Source organism: Sphingomonas sp. (assembly GCF_042091075.1).
Taxonomy (GTDB): Bacteria; Pseudomonadota; Alphaproteobacteria; order Sphingomonadales; family Sphingomonadaceae; genus Sphingomonas.
Genome location: NZ_JBELIE010000022.1, coordinates 1 through 18,760, shown reverse-complemented (window position 1 = coordinate 18,760; position 18,760 = coordinate 1). Strand labels below are relative to the sequence as shown.

The 18,760-nt window shown below is 67.0% G+C and carries 16 protein-coding genes; 8 read left to right on the top strand and 8 right to left on the bottom strand.

Annotation, left to right across the window (positions count from 1 at the left end; translation table 11 throughout):
• Window positions 1-231 precede the first annotated feature (231 nt).
• Entirely contained in the window at window positions 232-1,590 is a 1,359-nt protein-coding gene (locus ACFDSW_RS04045) for a malonyl-CoA decarboxylase domain-containing protein (RefSeq protein WP_375248994.1), read from the top strand.
• Window positions 1,527-3,101 carry a malonyl-CoA synthase gene (locus ACFDSW_RS04040; RefSeq protein WP_375248993.1) on the top strand — a complete coding sequence of 525 codons (1,575 nt, stop codon included), beginning with the start codon at window positions 1,527-1,529 and terminating at the stop codon, window positions 3,099-3,101. The genes ACFDSW_RS04045 and ACFDSW_RS04040 overlap by 64 nt, the downstream gene beginning before the upstream one ends.
• A gap of 26 nt (window positions 3,102-3,127) precedes the next feature.
• On the opposite strand, the gene ACFDSW_RS04035 is transcribed toward ACFDSW_RS04040, so the two are convergent.
• Window positions 3,128-3,955, bottom strand: a complete 828-nt coding sequence (locus ACFDSW_RS04035) for an alpha/beta hydrolase fold domain-containing protein (protein ID WP_375248992.1) — start codon at window positions 3,953-3,955, stop codon at window positions 3,128-3,130.
• Window positions 3,956-4,168: 213 nt separating this feature from the next.
• On the opposite strand from ACFDSW_RS04035, the gene ACFDSW_RS04030 reads away from it, so the two are divergent.
• Window positions 4,169-5,758: a bifunctional 3-(3-hydroxy-phenyl)propionate/3-hydroxycinnamic acid hydroxylase gene (locus ACFDSW_RS04030; protein WP_375248991.1), complete on the top strand. Its 1,590-nt coding sequence runs from the start codon at window positions 4,169-4,171 to the stop codon at window positions 5,756-5,758.
• A 6-nt stretch (window positions 5,759-5,764) separates the two neighbouring features.
• On the opposite strand, the gene ACFDSW_RS04025 is transcribed toward ACFDSW_RS04030, so the two are convergent.
• The gene (locus ACFDSW_RS04025) at window positions 5,765-6,220 is read right to left on the bottom strand and encodes a MarR family winged helix-turn-helix transcriptional regulator (protein ID WP_375248990.1); all 456 of its coding nucleotides are present in this window, start codon (window positions 6,218-6,220) and stop codon (window positions 5,765-5,767) included.
• Window positions 6,221-6,299: 79 nt separating this feature from the next.
• On the opposite strand from ACFDSW_RS04025, the gene ACFDSW_RS04020 reads away from it, so the two are divergent.
• From ACFDSW_RS04020 to ACFDSW_RS04010, 3 genes are read left to right on the top strand one after another with little or no spacing between them, the layout of a single operon-like run.
• On the top strand, window positions 6,300-7,706 hold the full coding sequence (locus ACFDSW_RS04020; RefSeq protein ID WP_375248989.1) for an aldehyde dehydrogenase: 1,407 nt from the start codon (window positions 6,300-6,302) through the stop codon (window positions 7,704-7,706).
• 15 nt (window positions 7,707-7,721) lie between these two features.
• The gene (locus ACFDSW_RS04015) at window positions 7,722-8,564 is read left to right on the top strand and encodes a p-hydroxycinnamoyl CoA hydratase/lyase (protein WP_375248988.1); all 843 of its coding nucleotides are present in this window, start codon (window positions 7,722-7,724) and stop codon (window positions 8,562-8,564) included.
• 39 nt (window positions 8,565-8,603) lie between these two features.
• Entirely contained in the window at window positions 8,604-10,727 is a 2,124-nt protein-coding gene (locus ACFDSW_RS04010) for an acetate--CoA ligase family protein (protein WP_375248987.1), read from the top strand.
• 6 nt (window positions 10,728-10,733) lie between these two features.
• Here the strand turns inward: ACFDSW_RS04010 and ACFDSW_RS04005 are convergent, their stop codons facing one another.
• From ACFDSW_RS04005 to ACFDSW_RS03990, 4 genes are all read right to left on the bottom strand, one after another.
• Window positions 10,734-11,318 carry an NADPH-dependent FMN reductase gene (locus ACFDSW_RS04005; protein ID WP_375248986.1) on the bottom strand — a complete coding sequence of 195 codons (585 nt, stop codon included), beginning with the start codon at window positions 11,316-11,318 and terminating at the stop codon, window positions 10,734-10,736.
• On the bottom strand, window positions 11,315-12,205 hold the full coding sequence (locus tag ACFDSW_RS04000; RefSeq protein ID WP_375248985.1) for a VOC family protein: 891 nt from the start codon (window positions 12,203-12,205) through the stop codon (window positions 11,315-11,317). Before ACFDSW_RS04000 ends, ACFDSW_RS04005 begins: the two co-directional genes overlap by 4 nt.
• A 78-nt stretch (window positions 12,206-12,283) precedes the next feature.
• Window positions 12,284-12,571: a Dabb family protein gene (locus tag ACFDSW_RS03995; protein WP_375248984.1), complete on the bottom strand. Its 288-nt coding sequence runs from the start codon at window positions 12,569-12,571 to the stop codon at window positions 12,284-12,286.
• 113 nt (window positions 12,572-12,684) lie between these two features.
• Window positions 12,685-15,180: a TonB-dependent receptor domain-containing protein gene (locus tag ACFDSW_RS03990; protein WP_375248983.1), complete on the bottom strand. Its 2,496-nt coding sequence runs from the start codon at window positions 15,178-15,180 to the stop codon at window positions 12,685-12,687.
• Between the two features lie 235 nt (window positions 15,181-15,415).
• Between ACFDSW_RS03990 and ACFDSW_RS03985 the strand changes: the two genes are divergently transcribed.
• Window positions 15,416-15,871 carry a nuclear transport factor 2 family protein gene (locus tag ACFDSW_RS03985; RefSeq protein ID WP_375248982.1) on the top strand — a complete coding sequence of 152 codons (456 nt, stop codon included), beginning with the start codon at window positions 15,416-15,418 and terminating at the stop codon, window positions 15,869-15,871.
• A 93-nt stretch (window positions 15,872-15,964) separates the two neighbouring features.
• Here the strand turns inward: ACFDSW_RS03985 and ACFDSW_RS03980 are convergent, their stop codons facing one another.
• A complete protein-coding gene (locus tag ACFDSW_RS03980; RefSeq protein WP_375248981.1) occupies window positions 15,965-17,554 on the bottom strand; it encodes a bifunctional 3-(3-hydroxy-phenyl)propionate/3-hydroxycinnamic acid hydroxylase in 1,590 nt (529 codons plus the stop codon).
• A gap of 147 nt (window positions 17,555-17,701) precedes the next feature.
• Between ACFDSW_RS03980 and ACFDSW_RS03975 the strand changes: the two genes are divergently transcribed.
• On the top strand, window positions 17,702-18,568 hold the full coding sequence (locus ACFDSW_RS03975) for an alpha/beta hydrolase (RefSeq protein WP_375248980.1): 867 nt from the start codon (window positions 17,702-17,704) through the stop codon (window positions 18,566-18,568).
• 3 nt (window positions 18,569-18,571) lie between these two features.
• Here the strand turns inward: ACFDSW_RS03975 and ACFDSW_RS03970 are convergent.
• Window positions 18,572-18,760, bottom strand: a 189-nt coding sequence (locus ACFDSW_RS03970; protein WP_375248979.1) for a hypothetical protein, incomplete at its 5' end; no start/stop codon positions are given.

Sequence of the window (18,760 nt, the reverse complement as noted above, 5' to 3'; positions counted from 1 at the left end):
GCCGCCGTTGTTCATGAAGCCTGGCGATGTCGTCGAAGTGGAAATCGGCAAGGTCGGCAAGGTCACCAACCGCATTGTCGCGGCCGACCAGCGCCGGCCGTAACGATCGCCGCGCGGGCGAGCGGCGGTGCCCGTCTGGCCCGGAACTGAGGTAACGGGGCAGGGGTGGCGAGGCAGGGTTAGAGGAGCGAACATGCTACGCATGACTTCACGCAGCGCGAGGCACGACCGATGACCGACCTGTCGCCCTCCCAGGCGCGATCGATGCGCGCCTTCCTCGATTCTCTCGTGCGCTCGGCGCGGCGCTTCGGCGGATGGCGTCCCGACGGCAGCGGCGGCGATCGCGTCGTGCCGGGGCAACATGCCGTCGAACAGTTGGAGCTTAGCGCGCGCCGGTTGCTGTCGGAGCGTGCGCATGCCGCGGGCACCGCGCTCCCGGCGTCGTTTATCCAGGGTTATAGCAGCTTGCCGGACGCGCAGCGCGAAGAGATGCTGACGGTGCTCGCGGAGGCGTTCGGCCCCGATGAGGCGGCGTTGAGGCGCGCCTGCGAGGCGTATCTGGATAATCCTGGGCCCGAAGCCGCGAACCGACTGGCCAGCCTGTCCGAAGCGCCGCGTCAGGAGCTGTTCCGTCGTATCAACCAGGCGCCGCTGGGCACTGCCGCGCTGGTGCGGCTGCGAGAGGACGTGCTGGACGTGCTGCCGCGGCGACCCGACCTCAAGCAACTTGACGACGATCTGCTGCACCTCTTCCGCTCGTGGTTCAACCGCGGCTTTCTGGTGATGCGGCGGATCGACTGGTCGAGCCCGGCCGATCTGCTTGAAAAGATCATCCGCTATGAAGCGGTCCACTCGATCGAATCGTGGCGCGACCTGCGCGAGCGGCTCGCGCCGGCGGATCGGCGTTGCTACGCCTTCTTTCACCCGGCGCTGCTCGACGAGCCGCTGATCTTTATCGAAGTGGCGCTCACGCCCGCGATCGTGCCGTCGATACAGACGATCCTCGCGCCCGATCGCGACGTCATTCCGCCGGGCGCCGCGCGGGCGGCGATGTTCTACTCGATCAGCAATTGTCAGCGCGGCTTGCAGGGCGTGTCGTTCGGGCACCATCTGATCCAGCAGGTGGTCGAGGATCTGCTGCGCGAGCTGCCGAATCTGTCGCAGTTCGTCACGCTGTCGCCCGTGCCGGGTTTCGGCCCCTGGGTGCGCGAGCAGGCGGCCGCGGGGCGGGAAGAGGCGGTCGAGGCCCTTGCCGAGGCGACCGGCGGGCAGGTGCCGGCGGACAGCCGCGTGCTGCCGCTCGCGGTCGACTATTTCACGCATGCCAAGGATCGGAAGGGGCGGCCACGTGATCCGGTCGCGCGTTTCCACCTTGGCAATGGCGCACGGCTCGAACGGCTGTGCCCGGCGGGCGACGTGTCCGCGCACGGGCTTGGTGCGAGCCTGGGGCTGATGGTAAATTATCTTTACGACCTGTCGACGCTGGAGGCGAACCGCGACTCCTTTATCGCCGATGGGACGGTGACATGGGGGGCGCCAGCCAAAGCCAGCGCGCGCCAAGCAAGCCAGACGGAGTTGACGCGCGTATGACGGAGACGATCACGGAGGTCATGGCCGCGGCCGTTGCGGACGCAGGCGACACCCCGTTCCTGATCCTGCCGGACGGCACCTCGCGCAGCTATGCGCAGGCGTGGGACGAAGCCGGTCGGCTGGCGAATCTGTTCGTCGCCCTCGGCGTCACGCCGGGGGACCGCATCGCCTTGCAGGCGGAGAAGAGCGTTCCGGCCCTGCTCGTCTATCTGGCGGCGTTGCGCGCGGGTGCGGTGTTCCTGCCGCTCAATACCGCCTACACGCCCGACGAAGTTCGCTATTTCCTGGCGGATGCGCGGCCCGCTGTGTTCGTCTGCCGTGCGGCGGACGAGGCGGCGATGCACGACTTGTACACCGAACTTGGCGTCGCGCACTGCCTGTCGCTTGACGCGACGGGGGCGGGCAGCCTGATCGAGGCGGCGCGCAGCCACCCGGCCGCGTTCGCGAACGTCGCCCGGGCGGGCGATGATCTGGCCGCGATCCTCTACACCTCGGGCACCACGGGGCGTTCGAAGGGCGCGATGCTGACCCACGCGAACCTGTTGAGCAACGCATTGACGTTGCGTGATTATTGGCGCTTTACTGCCGACGACCGCCTGCTGCACGCGCTACCGATCTTCCATACCCACGGCCTGTTCGTGGCGACCAACACGATCATATGCGCGCGTGCGGCGATGATCTTCCTGCCCCGGTTCGACGTGGGGGAATTGCTGCGTCTGATGCCGCAGGCGACGACGATGATGGGCGTGCCGACCTTCTATACCCGCCTGCTCGACGACCCCCGCTTCACCCGCGCGGCAGCGGCAGAGATGCGGCTGTTCATCTCGGGATCGGCACCGCTTTCCGCCGAGACCCACCGGGCCTTTTCGGAACGGACCGGCCATGCGATCCTCGAACGCTACGGCATGACCGAGACCAACATGATCACCTCCAACCCCTATGACGGGGCGCGGGTGCCCGGTAGCGTGGGTTTCCCGCTGCCGGGAGTCGAAGTCCGCATTGCGGATGCGGAGAGCGGCACCCCGCTTGATGGCGAGTCGGTCGGCGTGATCGAGGTGCGCGGGCCGAACGTCTTCGCTGGCTATTGGCAGATGCCGGAGAAGACCGCGCAGGAATTCCGCGCCGATGGGTTCTTCATCACCGGCGATCTCGGCAAGATCGATGCGGACGGCTATGTCCACATCGTCGGGCGGGCGAAGGATCTCATCATCTCGGGCGGCTTCAACGTCTATCCGGCGGAGGTGGAGGCGCTGCTCGACGAGGTTGCCGGGATCGCGGAAAGCGCGGTGATCGGCGTGCCGCATCGTGATTTCGGCGAGGGCGTGGTGGCGGTGGTGCAAAGCCGCGATCCGGCGCTGGACGAGGCGGGGGTGCTGACCGCGATCGACGGGCGCCTCGCACGCTTCAAGCAGCCCAAGCGTGTGGTCTTCGTGCCCGAATTGCCGCGCAACGCGATGGGCAAGATTCAGAAGGCGGCGCTGCGCGATACCTATTCGGGCCTGTTCGGCTGACCGTCCGGCACCTGCGGCGCGGCGGATCAGGCCGCGCCCAGATGCACCTTCAAAAACGCCGCGGTGAGCGCGAGATTGGCGGGCGCCTCGAACGCCGCGCCCTCGTGTCCCGCGCCGCCGACCAGCAGCAGCGATGATGGCGCCCCGGCACGGACCAGCCGGTCATGCAGCGCCTGGCTCTCGGCCATCGGTGCCATGCGGTCGCGGTCACCGTGCGCGATCAGGAACGGCGGCGCGCTGCCGGTGACGAGGTCGAGCGGGCTCGCCGCGCGTGCCGCCTCGCCCAGTCCCGCGACATCGGCATGTCCACCAACCCCGAGATAGGTCGCGCTGAATTCGTGCGGCATCAGCCGCGCTTCCAGCCCGCTGCGCAGCGCGCTCGACAACATGTCGAACACGCCGAACCAGGTGACGACCGCATCCACCCGGCTCGAACGGTCGGCGTGATCGCCGACCGCTCCCTCCAGGTCGTCGCGATCGCCCGTCAGCCCCGCCAGCGCCGCCAGGATCGCCCCCGCCGACGCGCCCCATGCGCCGATCCGCTCGCCCGCGACGCCGTGCTCGGCGGCGTTGGCGCGCAACCAGGGTACCGCCGCCTTCACGTCGTGGAGCTGATCGGGGAACTTGGCCGGGGTGAGGCGATAGTCGATCGACAGCACGGCGATCCCGTGGCCGGCCATCGCCGCCAGCCGCTGCTCCGAGTCGTCGCCGCGCGATCCGAACTGGAAGCCGCCGCCGTGCATATAAAGACAGACCGGCGGGGTGCCAGCGCCCTGCGGGCGGTAGAGGTCGGCGAGAAGCGGCTGGCCGTCGACCGTGGCGTAGCGGAGGTCGCGCGTGATCGTCACCGTCATGGCTGTCTTCTCTCCTGTCGCGCGGCGTGTCCGCCCGCGCATCGCCGCCCGTAGCGGCAGGTCGTTTCTGTCATGAGGGATAACGAACCGGGCAGAGCCAGACAAGCGGTCGACACGAAAAATTGCTATATTGAATGACAATCCTAGCGTGATTATGATGGCGCATCGACCGGGCGGGCGGCAGCCCCGGCGATCGAAGGAGAGCGACAGGCGATGGCGACCGACGTGGAAGTGCTCGTGATCGGATTCGGCCCCGGCGGCGAGGTGGCGACATCGCTGCTGGCGCAGGCGGGGCACCGCGTGCTGGCGATTGACAAGGCCGCGGCCCCGTATGGCGAGCCGCGGATGAGCCAGCTTGATGGCGAGATTGCCCGTGTCCTGCAGCACGCGGCCGATCCGAAGGAGGCGATGGCCGAGGCGATCGCGTCCAAGGTCCTGCTTCAATTCGACTCGCAGGATCAGCCGCTGCCCGAGATCAGCCTCGATTATCGCGTGTCGGGCAATTGGCGCGCCTATAACCTTCACCAGCCCCATATCGAGCAAGCGATGGAGCGGCGCGTCACGCAATGCCCGTCCGCCGAATTCCGCTGGGGCTGGCGCGCGATCCGTATCGCGCAGGACGATGACGGCGTCACTGCCGAGATCGCGTCGGTCGCCGATCCCGCCCAAACGGAGACGGTTCGCGCACGCTATCTGTTGGGTTTCGACGGCGCGAGCAGCTTCGTGCGCGGCGCGGTGGGGATCGATCTGGATGTGCTGCACGAGCATGACGATCGCTGGATCCTCACCGATTTCAACGCGCTCCGCCCACTGCCCGCGATCGCGATGACGGCGCAGTTCCGTATGGACCCCAAGCGCCCGTGGTTCGGCGGATCGAACGGTCTCAATCGTTGCCGGACGGACATGCGGGTGATGCCGGGCGAGGATCTCGATGCGATGGTCGCCGACAGGGACCAGGGCTATGCCTTCATGGAAGAGAAGTTCGGGCTGACGCGCGAAGACATCGTGATGACGCGGCGTGTCGGCTATCGTTTCCGCTCGCAGATCGCGCGTCGCTTCCGTGCCGGGCGCGTCTTCATCGGCGGCGACGCCGCGCATGCGATGCCGCCGTTCATGGGGCAGGGCGCTTGTTCGGCGATGCGCGATGCGATCAACATCGCGTGGAAATTGCGGCTGGTGCTGTCGGGTGCGACGGACGAATCGCTGCTCGACAGTTACGAGCCCGAGCGGCTGCCGCACGCCTCCTTCTTCGTTCACGGTTCGCTCGCGATGCTGCGCGCGGTGAACATCACCGATCCGGCCGAAGCGGCGGCGCGGGACGCGGCCGTCCGCGCCGGCCATGTCAAGTTTCCGCCCTTCCCCGGCCTTGTGGCGGGGGTCGTCCGCCGCGCGCCGGACGGCGGGCTTGCGTCGCTTGCGGGCAGTTTGGCGCCGCAGGGCGTCGTCGGTCAGGGCGGGCGCGAAGCGCTGGTGGACGATCTGATCGGGTTCGGCGGGCAGTTGGTGAGCCGGCTGCCGCTGGCCGGGATGCTGGGCGAGGAGCGGATGGCGCGGCTCGCCGATCTCGGCATCCATGTGCTCCATATCGGGGACGCCGAGGCGGCTGTTCTGGCGGATGTGGAAGGCACGTACCGCGCCTTCTTCGAGGAGACCGGCGCATCGGCGTTTCTGGCGCGCGCCGACTTCTATCTGTTCGGGATCGCGACCGGCGACAGCGACGTGCCGGCGCTGGTCGACGATTTCCTGCGCCAGCTGCCCCCGCCCGACGCGCCCGCCGCCGCATCCGAGCGGCGAGCGGCCTGACGCGGTTCAGTCCTCGTCCGCCCACACTTTCGCGATCGCGCTCGTCAGCGCGACGCGTTCGGAGGGTGACAGTTCGGGAAGGAAACGCGCCTCGTGCACGTTCATCCGCTTGTGCACCGTATGCGCGAGCGCTTCGCCCTCCGGCGACAGCCGCAATCCCTGCGACCGACCATCGAAACGCGAGCGTTCGACCAGGTGCCGATTCGACAGCATGGCCGCGATCGGTGCCATGTTGGCGCGCTTGATCCCCAGCGACCGGCCGATCTCGCTCTGCGTGATTCCCGGGTTCTTTTCGATCAGCAGCAATGCCGAGGCTTCGTGCGGTCGCAGCGACAGGCCGGATAGCGCCTTCGTCAGGTCGGCCTGCATGACGGTCGACGCGCGCCGCAATTGATAGCCCAGTCGCTCCTCGAGCGGGTTGATGATGCCGGCGGGTGCGCTGGCGTGTTCGGCTGAATCCATTGCGCAATATTGCCGATTGCCATCGACAATGACAATTCTGCTGTTATAGCTATATCTCATAACACTTGGGGAGGGGCGGTTGACCGATCGATCGTTCGAACGTTTGAATCCAATGACGGGGGAGGTCGCCTCCTCCGCGCCCGCGATGCGCGTCGCGGATGCCATCGGTGCGGCGGCGGCGGCGGAGCGCGCCTTTGCCGCCTGGTCGGTGCTTGGGCCGGGGGCGCGACGTGCCGCGTTGAATGCCGCGGCGGACGCGCTGATTGCGCGCGGCGACCGGCTGATCGCGGCGATGCAGGAGGAGATCGGCGCCACCGAAGGGTGGGCGCGGTTCAATCTCTCGCTCGCCGCGGGCATCATCCGCGAGGCGGCGGCGATGACCACCCAGATCGGCGGCGAGGTGATCCCGTCGGACAAGCCCGGCTGCATCGCGATGGCATTGCGCGAGCCGGTCGGCGTGATCCTGGGGATCGCGCCGTGGAACGCGCCGATCATTCTGGCGGTACGCGCGATCGCGATGCCGCTCGCGTGCGGCAATACCGTCGTCTTCAAGGCGAGCGAAATGTGTCCGCAGACGCATGCCGAGATCGCCGGCGCCTTCGCCGATGCCGGGCTGCCCGATGGCGCGGTGTCGCTTGTCACCAACGCGCCTGACGACGCGCCCGAGGTGGTCGGCGCGCTGATCGATCACCCGGCAGTGCGTCGGATCAACTTCACCGGCTCCACGCAGGTCGGTCGGATCATCGCGAAGCGTGCGGCCGAGCATCTGAAACCGTGCCTCCTCGAACTGGGCGGGAAGGCGCCGTTGCTGGTGCTGGAGGACGCCGACCTCGACGAGGCGGTGAAGGCTGCGGCGTTCGGGGCGTTCATGAACCAGGGCCAGATCTGCATGTCGACCGAGCGGATCATCGTGGTGGACGCGATCGCGGACGAGTTCGCCGATCGCCTCCGCGCGAAGGTCGCGACGATGACGGTCGGCGATCCGCGCAAGGGCGAGGCGCCGCTAGGGGCGGTGGTGGACGGCCGGACCGTCGATCACGTTCGCGGCCTTGTCGCGGATGCCATCGCCGCCGGCGCGACGCTGTTGAGTGGCGGCGAGGCGGACGGCGTACTGATGCCGCCGCATGTCGTCGATGGCGTGACCCCGGACATGAAGCTGTTCCGCGAGGAGAGCTTTGGTCCGGTTGTCGCGATGGTCCGCGCGCGCGACGAGGAACAGGCGATCGCGCTCGCGAATGACACCGACTACGGCTTGTCGGCGAGCGTGTTCACCCGCGATACCGCGCGCGGACTGCGCGTCGCGCGGCGGATCAAGTCCGGCATCTGCCACGTCAACGGGCCGACCGTGCATGACGAAGCGCAGATGCCCTTCGGCGGCGTCAAGGCCTCCGGTTACGGCCGCTTCGGCGGCAAGGCCGGGATCGACGCCTTTACCGAGCTGCGCTGGATCACGATCGAGACCCAGCCCGGCCATTACCCCATCTGATCGAGGATATACGCTATGACTGATACCAGCCCGAAGGGCACCGTCGCCTACGATGTTGTCGACCGCGTTGCCTGGGTGCGCTTCAACCGGGCGGACAAGCGCAACTGCATGTCGCCGACGCTCAACCAGGAAATGGATGCGGTGCTCGCGCAGCTCGAATTCCGCGACGACGTCGGGGTGCTGGTGCTGTCGGGTGAGGGGACGGCGTGGTCCGCCGGGATGGATCTCAAGGAATATTTCCGCGAGACCGAAGCGCGCGGACTGGGCGCGACGCGGCAGGCGCAGCGCGAATCCTATGGCTGGTGGCGGCGGCTGCGCTGGTATCAGAAGCCGACGATCGCGATGGTCAACGGCTGGTGCTTCGGCGGCGGATACGGCCCGCTGTTCGCCTGCGACCTCGCCGTCGCGGCGAACGAGGCGCAGTTCGGATTGTCGGAGATCAACTGGGGTATCCTGCCGGGCGGCGGTGCGACCAAGATCGCAACCGAGCTGATGTCGTTCCGCAACGCGATGTACCACGCCATGATGGGCGAGAATGTCGATGGCGCCACTGCGGCGGCATGGGGGCTCGTCAACGAGGCGGTGCCGCTCGCCGACCTGAAAGACCGCGTGACAGCGATGACGCAGGTGCTGCTCAAGAAGAATCCGATCGCGTTGAAGGCGACCAAGGACGCGATCCGCCGCGTGCGCGAGATGACCTACGACAATGCGGAGGATTACCTGATCCGCGCGCAGGAGGCCGCGAACTCGTTCGACAATGAGGGCCGGAAGGAAGGCATCCGGCAGTTCATCGACGAGAAGAGCTACAAGCCGGGCCTCGGCGCTTACGACCTGGCGAAACAGAATTCGGCGCGCTGACCCGCGCCACCGCTGCTGCCTCACCGAACGAGTATCGGAATGACTTCAGACCTGTCTGCCTCACCCGCCCGTGAGACGATCGCGCGGCTGCTGCGTCCCGCGTCGGTCGCGATCGTCGGCGCATCCGCGTCGCCCGGTGCACTCGGCTACCAGTTGCTCGCCAATCTGGAGCGGCAGGGCTATGCGGGGACAATCCACCTCATCAATCCGCGTCGCGCCGAGATCGCGGGACGGGCGTGTCTGGCGTCGGTGGCGGACCTGCCCGAGGGAGTGGACGTCGCGGTACTGGCGATCCCGCGCGATGCGGTGCTGGAAACGGTGCGCGCGCTGGCCGCGCGCGGCGTGGGCGGTGCGATCATCTTCTCCGCCGGGTTCGCCGAGGGCGGCGCGGCGGGGCTGGCCGAGCAGCAGGCGATCGCGGCGGTCGCGCGCGATGCGGGCATGGTGCTGATGGGGCCGAACTGCCTTGGCATGATAAACTTCCTCGACGGTATCGAACTGAGCTTCGTTACCGTGCCGCCGATGAAGAGGCGCGATGGGCCGCGGATCGGGCTGGTCAGCCAGTCGGGTGCGATGGCGGTGGTGGTCGCTACCACGCTGATCGCCAAGGGGCTGGCGCTGTCCTATTATGTTTCGACCGGCAACGAGGCACAGAGCGGGGCGGAGGATTATTTCGACTATCTGATCGACGATCCCGACACGCAGGTGATCGGCGTCGTGGCGGAGCAATTGCGGCAGCCCCGCCGCTTCCAGGCGCTGGCGCGGCGTGCGCGGGCCGCCGGCAAGCCGGTCGTGCTGCTCCACCCCGGCCGCAGCGCCGCCGCGCGCGAGAGCGCGGCCACCCACACCGGCGCGATGGCGGGCGATCACCAGGTGATGCGCGTGCTGGCGGCGCGCGCCGGGGTGATCGTCTGCCACGATCTGGAGGAATATGGCGACGTGCTCGAGCTGGCGGTGCGTTACGGCACGCTGCGCCCCGGCACCGCGATCTTCGCCGAATCGGGAGCGTTCAAGGCGCTCGCGCTCGATACCGCGGAGGAGGTCGGGCTCGATCTTCCGCCGTTCACCGACGCCTCATGCCCCGCGCTGCGGGCCGCGATGCCCGATTTCGTGGCGGTATCCAATCCGGTCGACCTGACCGCACAAGGATTGGTCGAGCCCGAACTATATGGCCGCGCGTTCGCGGCGCTGCTGGGCGATGACCGCATCGGCTCGATCGTCCTGTCGATCATCCAGACCGACGAGGGCATCGCCGATCGCAAATTCCCGTTCATCATCCGCGCGATCGAAGAGCTGCGACCCGCGACGCCCGTGATCTTCACTGGCGTGGACGAGGGTGCGCTGGTTCCGGAACGCTATATCGACGCGCTGCGCGCGCTGAATGTCGCCTATTTCCCGACCGGCGATCGCGCGCTGCGCGCGGTGGCACGGCTCGCCGGCGCCGCGCAAAGTGACGTGGACGAGGCCCCGCCGATTCCTAGCGGTGCCATCCACCTGCCGGGCGAGGGCGGCGTGGTTCCCGAATATCGCGCCAAGCAATGGCTTGCGCCGCTGCGTATCCGCTTTCCCGCCGGACAATTCGCCGAGACGGCCGAACAGGCCCGCGCGGCGGCGGCGGCGATCGGCTATCCGGTCGTTTTGAAGGCGCAGGCGGCGGCCTTGTCGCACAAGAGCGATGCGGGCGGGGTGATCCTCAACATCGCCGACGCAGCCGCGCTCGACGCCGCGTGGGATCGGCTGTTTGCGAATGTCGCGGCTTATGACGCGACGATCCGGCTCGACGGTGCGCTGATCGAGGGGATGGGCGCGCGCGGCACCGAGCTGATCGTCGGCGGCCGGAATGACCCAGACTGGGGGCCGGTGGTGCTGGTCGGCATGGGCGGCGTGCTGGCGGAACTGTACCACGACGTGCGGCTGCTGCCCGCCGATCTGCCACGCGCGGCGATCCTGGCGGAACTGGGCCGGCTGAAGGCAGCGGCGCTGCTGGCAGGCTATCGCGGCTCGCCCGCGCTTGATGTCGGGGCGGTGGCGGACATCGTGATGGCGGTCGGCGGATTGCTGCGGGCCGAGCCGCGCGTGCGCGAAATCGATATCAACCCGGTATTGGTCTATCCCGAGGGGCAGGGCGCGGTGGCGCTGGATGCGTTGATGCTGCTCGCCTGAGCGGCATCAGCCGGCGCGGGCGCGGAGGGCGGCAATCTCCGCCAGCAAGGCGGCCACGCCGGCGCGCGCGACATCGAGGACGTCGGCGCGCACCAGCGCGCCCTCGACGATCTTGTCGCCGACATTACCGATCACGATCTCCGGGAAGGCGACCGGCCGCGCCAGCGCGGAGACGAGCGTCTCGCGAATCTGATATTGCGCCCGCACGCCCCCGGTGAAGGCGAGGGATGAGGTGATGATCAGCGCCGGCTTGCCGCAGAGAGGCGATGCATTGTGCGGTCGTGACGCCCAGTCGAGGGCGTTCTTGAGCACTCCGGGGATGCCATGATTGTACTCAGGCGAGACGATCAGCAGCCCGTCGGCCGCCTCTACCTGCGCCCGTAGCCGCGCGACTGTCGGCGGCAGGGGGTCAACGTAGAGATCCTGATCGAAGTGCGGTAGCGCGCCGATGTCGGCCGTGTCGACGGCGGCAGCCGCCGTTTCGGCCAACGCCTGGAGGATGGTGGTCGAATAGGCCTGGGCGCGCAGACTGCCGGACATGCCCAGCAATCGCGGCGGACCGCCAGCGGCCGCGCCCGATACGGTCGTCATCGGCCCGTCTCGACGAACGCCATCGTATCGTTCCACCAACGATCGGGTGGCACCGTCCAACCGCCCACCTTGAACTCCGGCGCCTGCCATTCGATCGGTTCATCCTCGATGTCGATCGTATGATAATGGCTGGGGAACAGCTCGACGCGATGCCCGTCGGGGTCGCGCAGGTAGAGGAAGCGTGCGAGCCCGGGGCTGAAGTGGCGTGCCGGACCGAACTCGATCTGCCCCTCCCGCTCGCCCACAACGAACAGATCGCAGACGTGCATCAGGTGATGCGTTTCGGGCACCTGCAATGCCACGTGGTGGAGCCGCGGGCCGTTGCGGCGCGCGAAGACGAGGTCGTGCGGATTGCCCTTGCGCTGCAGGAAGATCATCTGCAGCTCGTCGTCCGCGAGCACATATTCGGTCAGCCGAAAGCCGATATTGTTGTAGAAATCGAGGCAGGGGCGCACATCCTGGGTGACGATCTGGAAGTGATCGAGCCGCAGGGCGCAGGCGCCGTGGTAGCGATCCGCATGCGCGAACAGCCGGGGGCGCGTCTCCATCGTCGCGCAAAATTCGAGCGGGGTCCCGGCCGGGTCGGTGGTGTGCAGCGTGCGCCCCTGATGCGCGACCTCGACCCAGGCGGTGGGAAAGCCGGCGGCGGCGAAATGCGCCTGGAGCAGATCGAGATCCTCCTCGGTCAGCACGCGCAGACCGACGCGCTCGACCGCTGGCTCGCCGAGTTTCAGCACGATGCTGTGATGGCATCCTTCTTCCAGCCCGCGCAGCCACAGCGTGTTCGCATCTTCGTCGCTGACGACGAGGCCGAGAAGGTCGCAATAGAAGGCGCGGCTCGCCCCCAGATCGCTGACACGCGAAACCAGATGGCTAGCGCGGGTCACATTGAAGGGAGGGCGGTAGACGGGTGTCGGCAGGTCCACGAGATCGGTCTCCGTATCGGGTGACGGGGCGGTGGGGCGTCAGAACTGGATGGTGCGGCGGTGTGCCTGGATCGGGGTCACATGATCGCGAACGAACGCCTTGTGCGCCGGATGCTGCTGATACGCGAGCCAGGCAGCATGGTCGGCGAAGGTCGCGACCAGCCCATAATCGCCGTTGCCGTCGCGAAAGCGCAGGTCCGGACCATGGCGAATGTCGGCCAGGTGCCGTACCTCGTGCGCCATCGCCTGCAGCGCGGCTGCCAGCCGCTCGATCACGTCGCTGGCCACGCCGTCGCGCCATGTGAAGATCACGACATGGGTGACCATCCGGGCCTCCGTCAAAACCGTTATTGTCTATAGCTTTCTATTGCCGATGGTCAACGCCGTTGGACGTGGCATCGATGCGATGCCACGTCCGACAGGCGCTGGTTCCAACGCGATCAATTGATCCGGAACCCCAGCCGCATGCCGTAGGTGCGCGGCGGTGCGTAATTGGCCTGATACGTCCCGGTCGAGGCGAGATAACTGGTGATCCCCTTCACCCGCGTATCCTCGATGTTGTTGACGAACGCACCGATGCTCCAGCTGTCATCCGCCGCGGCCAGCGTCAGCGAGGCGTCCGACAGCCAGTAGCTGTCCTGGATCCCGAACGCCCGGCGCTCGAAATTGACGATGCTGCTGGTCTGGAAATGGGTGTTGCCGGCCAGGATCAGGCGATAGTCCGACGAGAGGTCAAACGCCTGTTCCGCGCCCAGATTGAGCGTCCACGTCGGCGAGCGTTGCGCGCGCAGACCGGAGCAATTGATCTGGTACAACCCGGTGTTCGGCACCACCGTGCGCGGGCAGTTCGTGACGGACGGGATCGTTCCCGCCGGCAGGCCGGCCAGCGCGCTGGGATCGGTTTCGGTGAACACGAAATCGTCGTTGCGGGCGTCGAGATACTGGACGTCGGCATGCAGCGTGGTGTTGCGCAGCGGGCGCGCGGTCATGTCGACCTCGAACCCCTTGTTGGTCGACTGGCCGATATTCTCCGTCACATATTCCACGTTTCGCGCGGCCGAGAACCCGATGTGCGTGACCTGCTGATTCTTGTATTTCCAGATGAAGCCTTCGAGGTTCAGCTGCAGCTTGTTGCCGAAGAAGCGGTTCTTCGCGCCGATCGTATAGGCGGTGATCGTCTCCGGCCCGTATTGCGGCGCGATCGAGGAGAAGGAGAAACCGCCCGAGCGATAGCCGGTCTCGACGCTGGCGTAGAGCAGCGATTCGGGGCGCGGCTCGAATTCGATCGCGCCGCGATAGGTGAACTTGCTCGGGGCCTGCCGGCCGGTGACGGGAAGGTTGGACGCGCTCCAGATCACGTTCGACGTGCCGGTCACGTCGACGAACGGCGTGTTCGGCGCGAACTGGACATAGCCCAGGCTGTTCAGCACCGCGGGCAGGTTGCTGACATCCGACGGCAGGCGGCGAATGTTCGGGCAAAGCCGCGTCGGCGAGGTGCAAATCGCCGTGGCGGTGTATGCCGATCCGTCGAACTTCTTGATATCCTGCGTATAGCGGCCCGCGCCGGTGATCCGCAGCGTGTCGGTCAGGTTCCACTTCAGGCTGCCGAAGCCGGCGTAGGAGATGTTGCGGAAATCCTGCCGCTGGTTCACGCCCAGGACGATCTGGTTGACCTGGACGTCGGCATTCACCTTCTCGTTGAAATAAAGGCCGCCGACGAGCCAGTCGAATGGCCCGACCTTGCCGTTCAGTCGCGCCTCGATGCTATACTGATCGTCCTTCTCCTGATCGCCGGAGGAGAATGAGCCGATGCTGGAGACATAGTCCAGGTCGGCGCCGCGATATGCGCCGACGATCGCGAGATTCGCCCCGCCGAGATCGGCGTCGACATGCGCGGAAACGCCGTAGAAGTTGCTGTTCGAATAGGGGCGTTGCGTCAACGCGCCGATCGCCGCCCCGGCCGTTGTCGAGAAGGCGGAGTTGAGAAACGACACCGTGCGCGGATCGAACTGGCCGACATCGGGGCCGAGGTTCGACGGGACGACGGCGCCGGTCTGCGGATCGGTGCTGCCCAGGACCACGCCGGTGGACAGCGTTCCGCCGAGATGGAAGTAATCGCCCGCGAGGCGGATCGACACCGCCTCGCTGGGTTTGAACAATGCCTGCAGACGGCCACCGGCGCCACGCTCGCTATAGGTGCCATCGGTCTGATAGCCGGCGTGGGTGTAGGCGATGCCGGATGCGCGCAGCGCGATCTTGTCGGATACCGCGACGTTCACCGCCGCCTGCGCATTGGCCGCTTCGTAATTGCCAACGCTGATCGTGCCGCTCACCTCGTTCAAACCGAGGCGCGGCTGAGCCGGTACGATGTTGATCGCGCCGCCGGTCGCGTTGCGCCCGTACAGCGTCCCCTGCGGCCCCTTCAGCACCTCGATGCGGTCAAGATCGTAATAGAGCCCGAACGCCGACGTCGCACGGCCGAGATAGACCTCATCGAAGTTGATGGCGACCGCGGAATCGATGAACGGCAGGCTGGTGATCGTGCCCACGCCGCGAACGTAGAAGACCGGCGACGCGCCGCCCGCGTTACCGAATTGCACGCCGGGGGCCAGCTTCGTCAGCGATTGCGGTTCGGTGATCTGCTGCACCGCTTCGGGCGCGATCACGTCCAGCGCGACGGCGGTGCGCTGCGCCGTGCTGGCGGTGCGTTGCGCGGTGACGATGATGTCGGCAAGGCCGCTGTCACCCTGCGGGGAAGCGGGCGTGACGGCTGCGGGCGGTGTGGTGGTCGGCGTCCCTGCCGCAGGAACCGCGGGGGTTGATGCCGCCGGATCGAGGCTCTGGCTTCCCTCGGCCGGTGCCGTCTGCGACCAGGCGGTCGATGGCAGGAATGCCGCACCGCCCAACAGAATAGCTGCAAAGGTTGCACGTTTCATACGCCATCCCCTCTCTCTCTTATGGTCGCGCACCACGGCGTGACACGACGTTTATACGCCTAGGAAAGCTATGTGATATAGCATAAGGAGTGTCAAGCGATGTTCCGCGGGATTTTGGCAATTCCTCTAAAGTGACAAGGCGGCTGTCCCATTCGATGGCACGTTGCGTCCGTCGCGTGCGAGCGCTATCGGACATTACATTACCCAGGACCGTAGCAGGAGAGGATCTTTGCCTATGACCGATACATACCTGACCGGCATCGAGCGCGCGGTCGCCCGATCGGAGATCACCGAACTCGTCTACGCCTATGCCAATATGGCGGTGGAAAAGGCGGACTTCGCCGGCATGGCGGTGCTGTTCACGCCCGATGGCGAGTTCGTGCTGCCCGGCGGCCCGGCCGTTCCGATCAGCGAGATCCACAAGGTGGTGAACGGACAGGAGCCCAATTTCATCCGCCACCACATCACGACGATCCACATCACCTTCACCAGCGCGACGACGGCGGAGGCCGATTGCTTCGCGATCGTCTACACCGATCTGGCGCGTCCCGATCATTGGGGCCGCACGAGGGATTCGTTCAAGCGGATGGATGACGGCCGCTGGTTGATCAGCCGCAAGCAGCCGATCATCGAAGGGTACGCGCCGGAGGGATGGGTCGGCACCGTGCTGATGGCTGACAAGCCCGCCTGAGTATCGCAGCGTGTGCCGGTACGTGCCGGCACACGCCAGCACATGAATGCGCCGGCGCGGCCGCCCGCTATGGGGCCGCGCCGGCGCTTTTTTTCACGCCATGGCGGGAACCGGCTCGGCATGCGCGGCGGCCGGCGGCGGGACGGCGCGCAGGAATGCGTCGACCAGATCGCCGATCTCGCGCTCGCTGTCGGCAACCCCGAACAGATACACGTCGGGGCGCGACAGCAGCGTGGAGGCGCCGGTCGCATCCCAGACATCGCGATACGTTCCGTCGACATCCACAGCGTCGCCGCTCTCGTCGTCGGACACGTGCACGATCCGGGTGCCGAGCTGCTTCAGGCGGGCGAGTTGCTCCGCGTCGAGGATGTCGGTGACGGGCAGGCGGCTGATGAGCTGCGGCCCATAGCCGACGAGATCATCGATCAACCCTTCTTCGCCGTTGATCCGCACGATGCCCTGCGGCGCGAGTCGGCCGGCGTGTGGCGCCAGTTCCCCGGTTGGGGTGCGATACACGATGCCGTGCTCGAGCCCCGGGAAGTCGGGAAACTTGACATGCCCGCCGCGCACCGCCGCGTCGCGTTCCGCTGCCTTCACCGGGTCGGTCTCGCTGACGAAGCGCAGCGTCGCGAGCGAGCCGTGGACGAAGAAAGCGGAATGCGGGATCCGCTCCGCTTCGTACGTGTCCAGCAGCGATTCGTCGGCGGTGCCCGACAGCACCAGTCGCATCTTCCACGCGATATTGGCCGCGTCGCGCATCGCGCTGCACGCCCCCTGCGCCATGAACGGCGGCATCGCATGTGCGGCATCACCGCCGATGAAGACTCGGCCGTTGCGGAACCGGCGCGCGATCTGCGAGCGGAAGCGATAGCCCACGCGGCGGATGATGCTGATGTCGTCACGGGTCAGCCCGAAATGTTGCTCCATGAACTCGAACGCATGATCCTCGTTGGCCAGCTCCTCCTTGAGGTTCTCCCCGGGCATCACGCGAATGTCGGTCCGGCATTTCGTCGAGCCATTGGCACAGGCGAACCACGGGCGCGCCGGATCCATCCGGAACTGCGCCGTCATCACGATCTCCGGCAGCGGATGCTTGGCCTGGAAATCGGTCAGGATCCACTCGTCGTCGTGCTGATGAAGCACGTCGAGTTCGATGCCAACCTCGTCACGCACGAAGCTGCTCGCACCGTCGAAGCCGAGGACGTAGCGCGCCCGCACGATTTCGCGCTGTTCGGGGTCGGCCGCCGATTCGATCGTCACCTCGGCGCCATCCGCGTCCTGCGTGATCCTGGTCGCGCGCCAGCCCCAGCGATATTCGGCCGACGGCGACTCGGCGATGCGCCGCTCCATCGCTGCCTCGATATGTGGCTGGTGCGATGCGTACGAACGCCAGTGTCCGCAGATCTTGTAATCGTGCCGCACCGTCGGCAGCGGCTCACCGTCGGCGCCGAACTGCAACAGAAACTTGGATGGGATGGCGTCGCTCATCGCCTCCTTAGGATCGGCGGCATGCTGAAGCACGCGGGCGATCTCGCCATCGATCGCGCTCATGCGCCGCTGCCCATAGGGCGCCGGCGCCTTGTCGATCGCGAGCACGCGGTGGCCGCCCTGGCTGATGAGCGAGGCGGCAACCTCCCCCGCGGGTCCGAACCCGATAATGATCACGTCCACGTCTTTGGCCATGCCCAACATCCTCTCCACCTCGCATTGGCGCGCGACTCCCGTCACGGCCCACGTCCCATTCACGATATGCTTTGCGCTTTCCCGACGAAACATGCAATCCGTCCGCTTATGGTATATGTCCATTTTGTGTGGAGAGAGGAGCGGAAGATGGGGACGGGTGATCAGACGAACGAGGTGCCGGCGCATCTGCATCGCGCGCTGGGTCGAGTGGCTCTGGAAAGCGCCCGGGATACGTACCGCGCGGCATTGCTGCGCCTGGCCGAGCGGGTGCCGGCACGGGCCGTCGACGTGCGATATGGCCCCGACGAGCGCCATCTGCTCGATATCTACACGCCCCGAGACGCGGGTTCGCCGGCGCCGATCATGTTATGGGTCCATGGCGGCGGGCACGTCGCGGGGGGAAAGGGCGGCCCGGACGATCCGTTCGAGGCCAATGTCGGCCGCTTCGCTGCCGCCAACGGCTTCATCGGTGTGTGCATGTCCTATCGGCTCGCCCCCGCGCACCGCTGGCCGGCGCAGGGCGAGGATGTGGCGCGCGCGATCGCCTGGCTGCAGCGGGAAGCGGCCGGCTATGGCGGCGATGCCGGGCGGATCGTCCTGATGGGGGCGTCGGCCGGCGCGGTCAACGTCGCGACCTATCTTCAACTCGCCGGAGATACGCCGGGGATCGTCGGTGCGGTGCTGATGTCCGGCAGCTACGGCTATCTCCCGCCCGATCCGGGTTCATCGCACTTCCGCTACTTTTCGGAGGATGCCGAGCAGCGATCACGCCAGTTGCCGAGGGCGGCAGTCGAGGAGACGGCGGTGCCGCTGCTCGTCACCTGCGCGCAATATGATCCCGACCGTTATCATCGCGAATTCGTCGAGCTGCTGCGCGCGCGCCTGATGCGGGACGGCACGATGCCGCGCGCCCATGTGCTGTCGGGGCACAATCACTATACGCAGATCTTTCATCTCGGGACGGCCGACAGCAGGCTCGGCGATGAGATCCTCGACTTCGCGCGCGGGCTCTGACGGTCAGGCGTCGGCGGGCTGCCGGTGGGGGGCCGGCGCCGCCGCGAGGCCCGCGACAAGCAGGTCGAACATCGCCCGCAGGTCCGCGATGCCGCCCGCCGGGGTCGGCGATTCCAACGCCAGCCACAGTCGCACCGCGCCGAAATAGGTCGCGAAGAACAAGCGTGCCTGCAAATCCGGGTCTACACGATC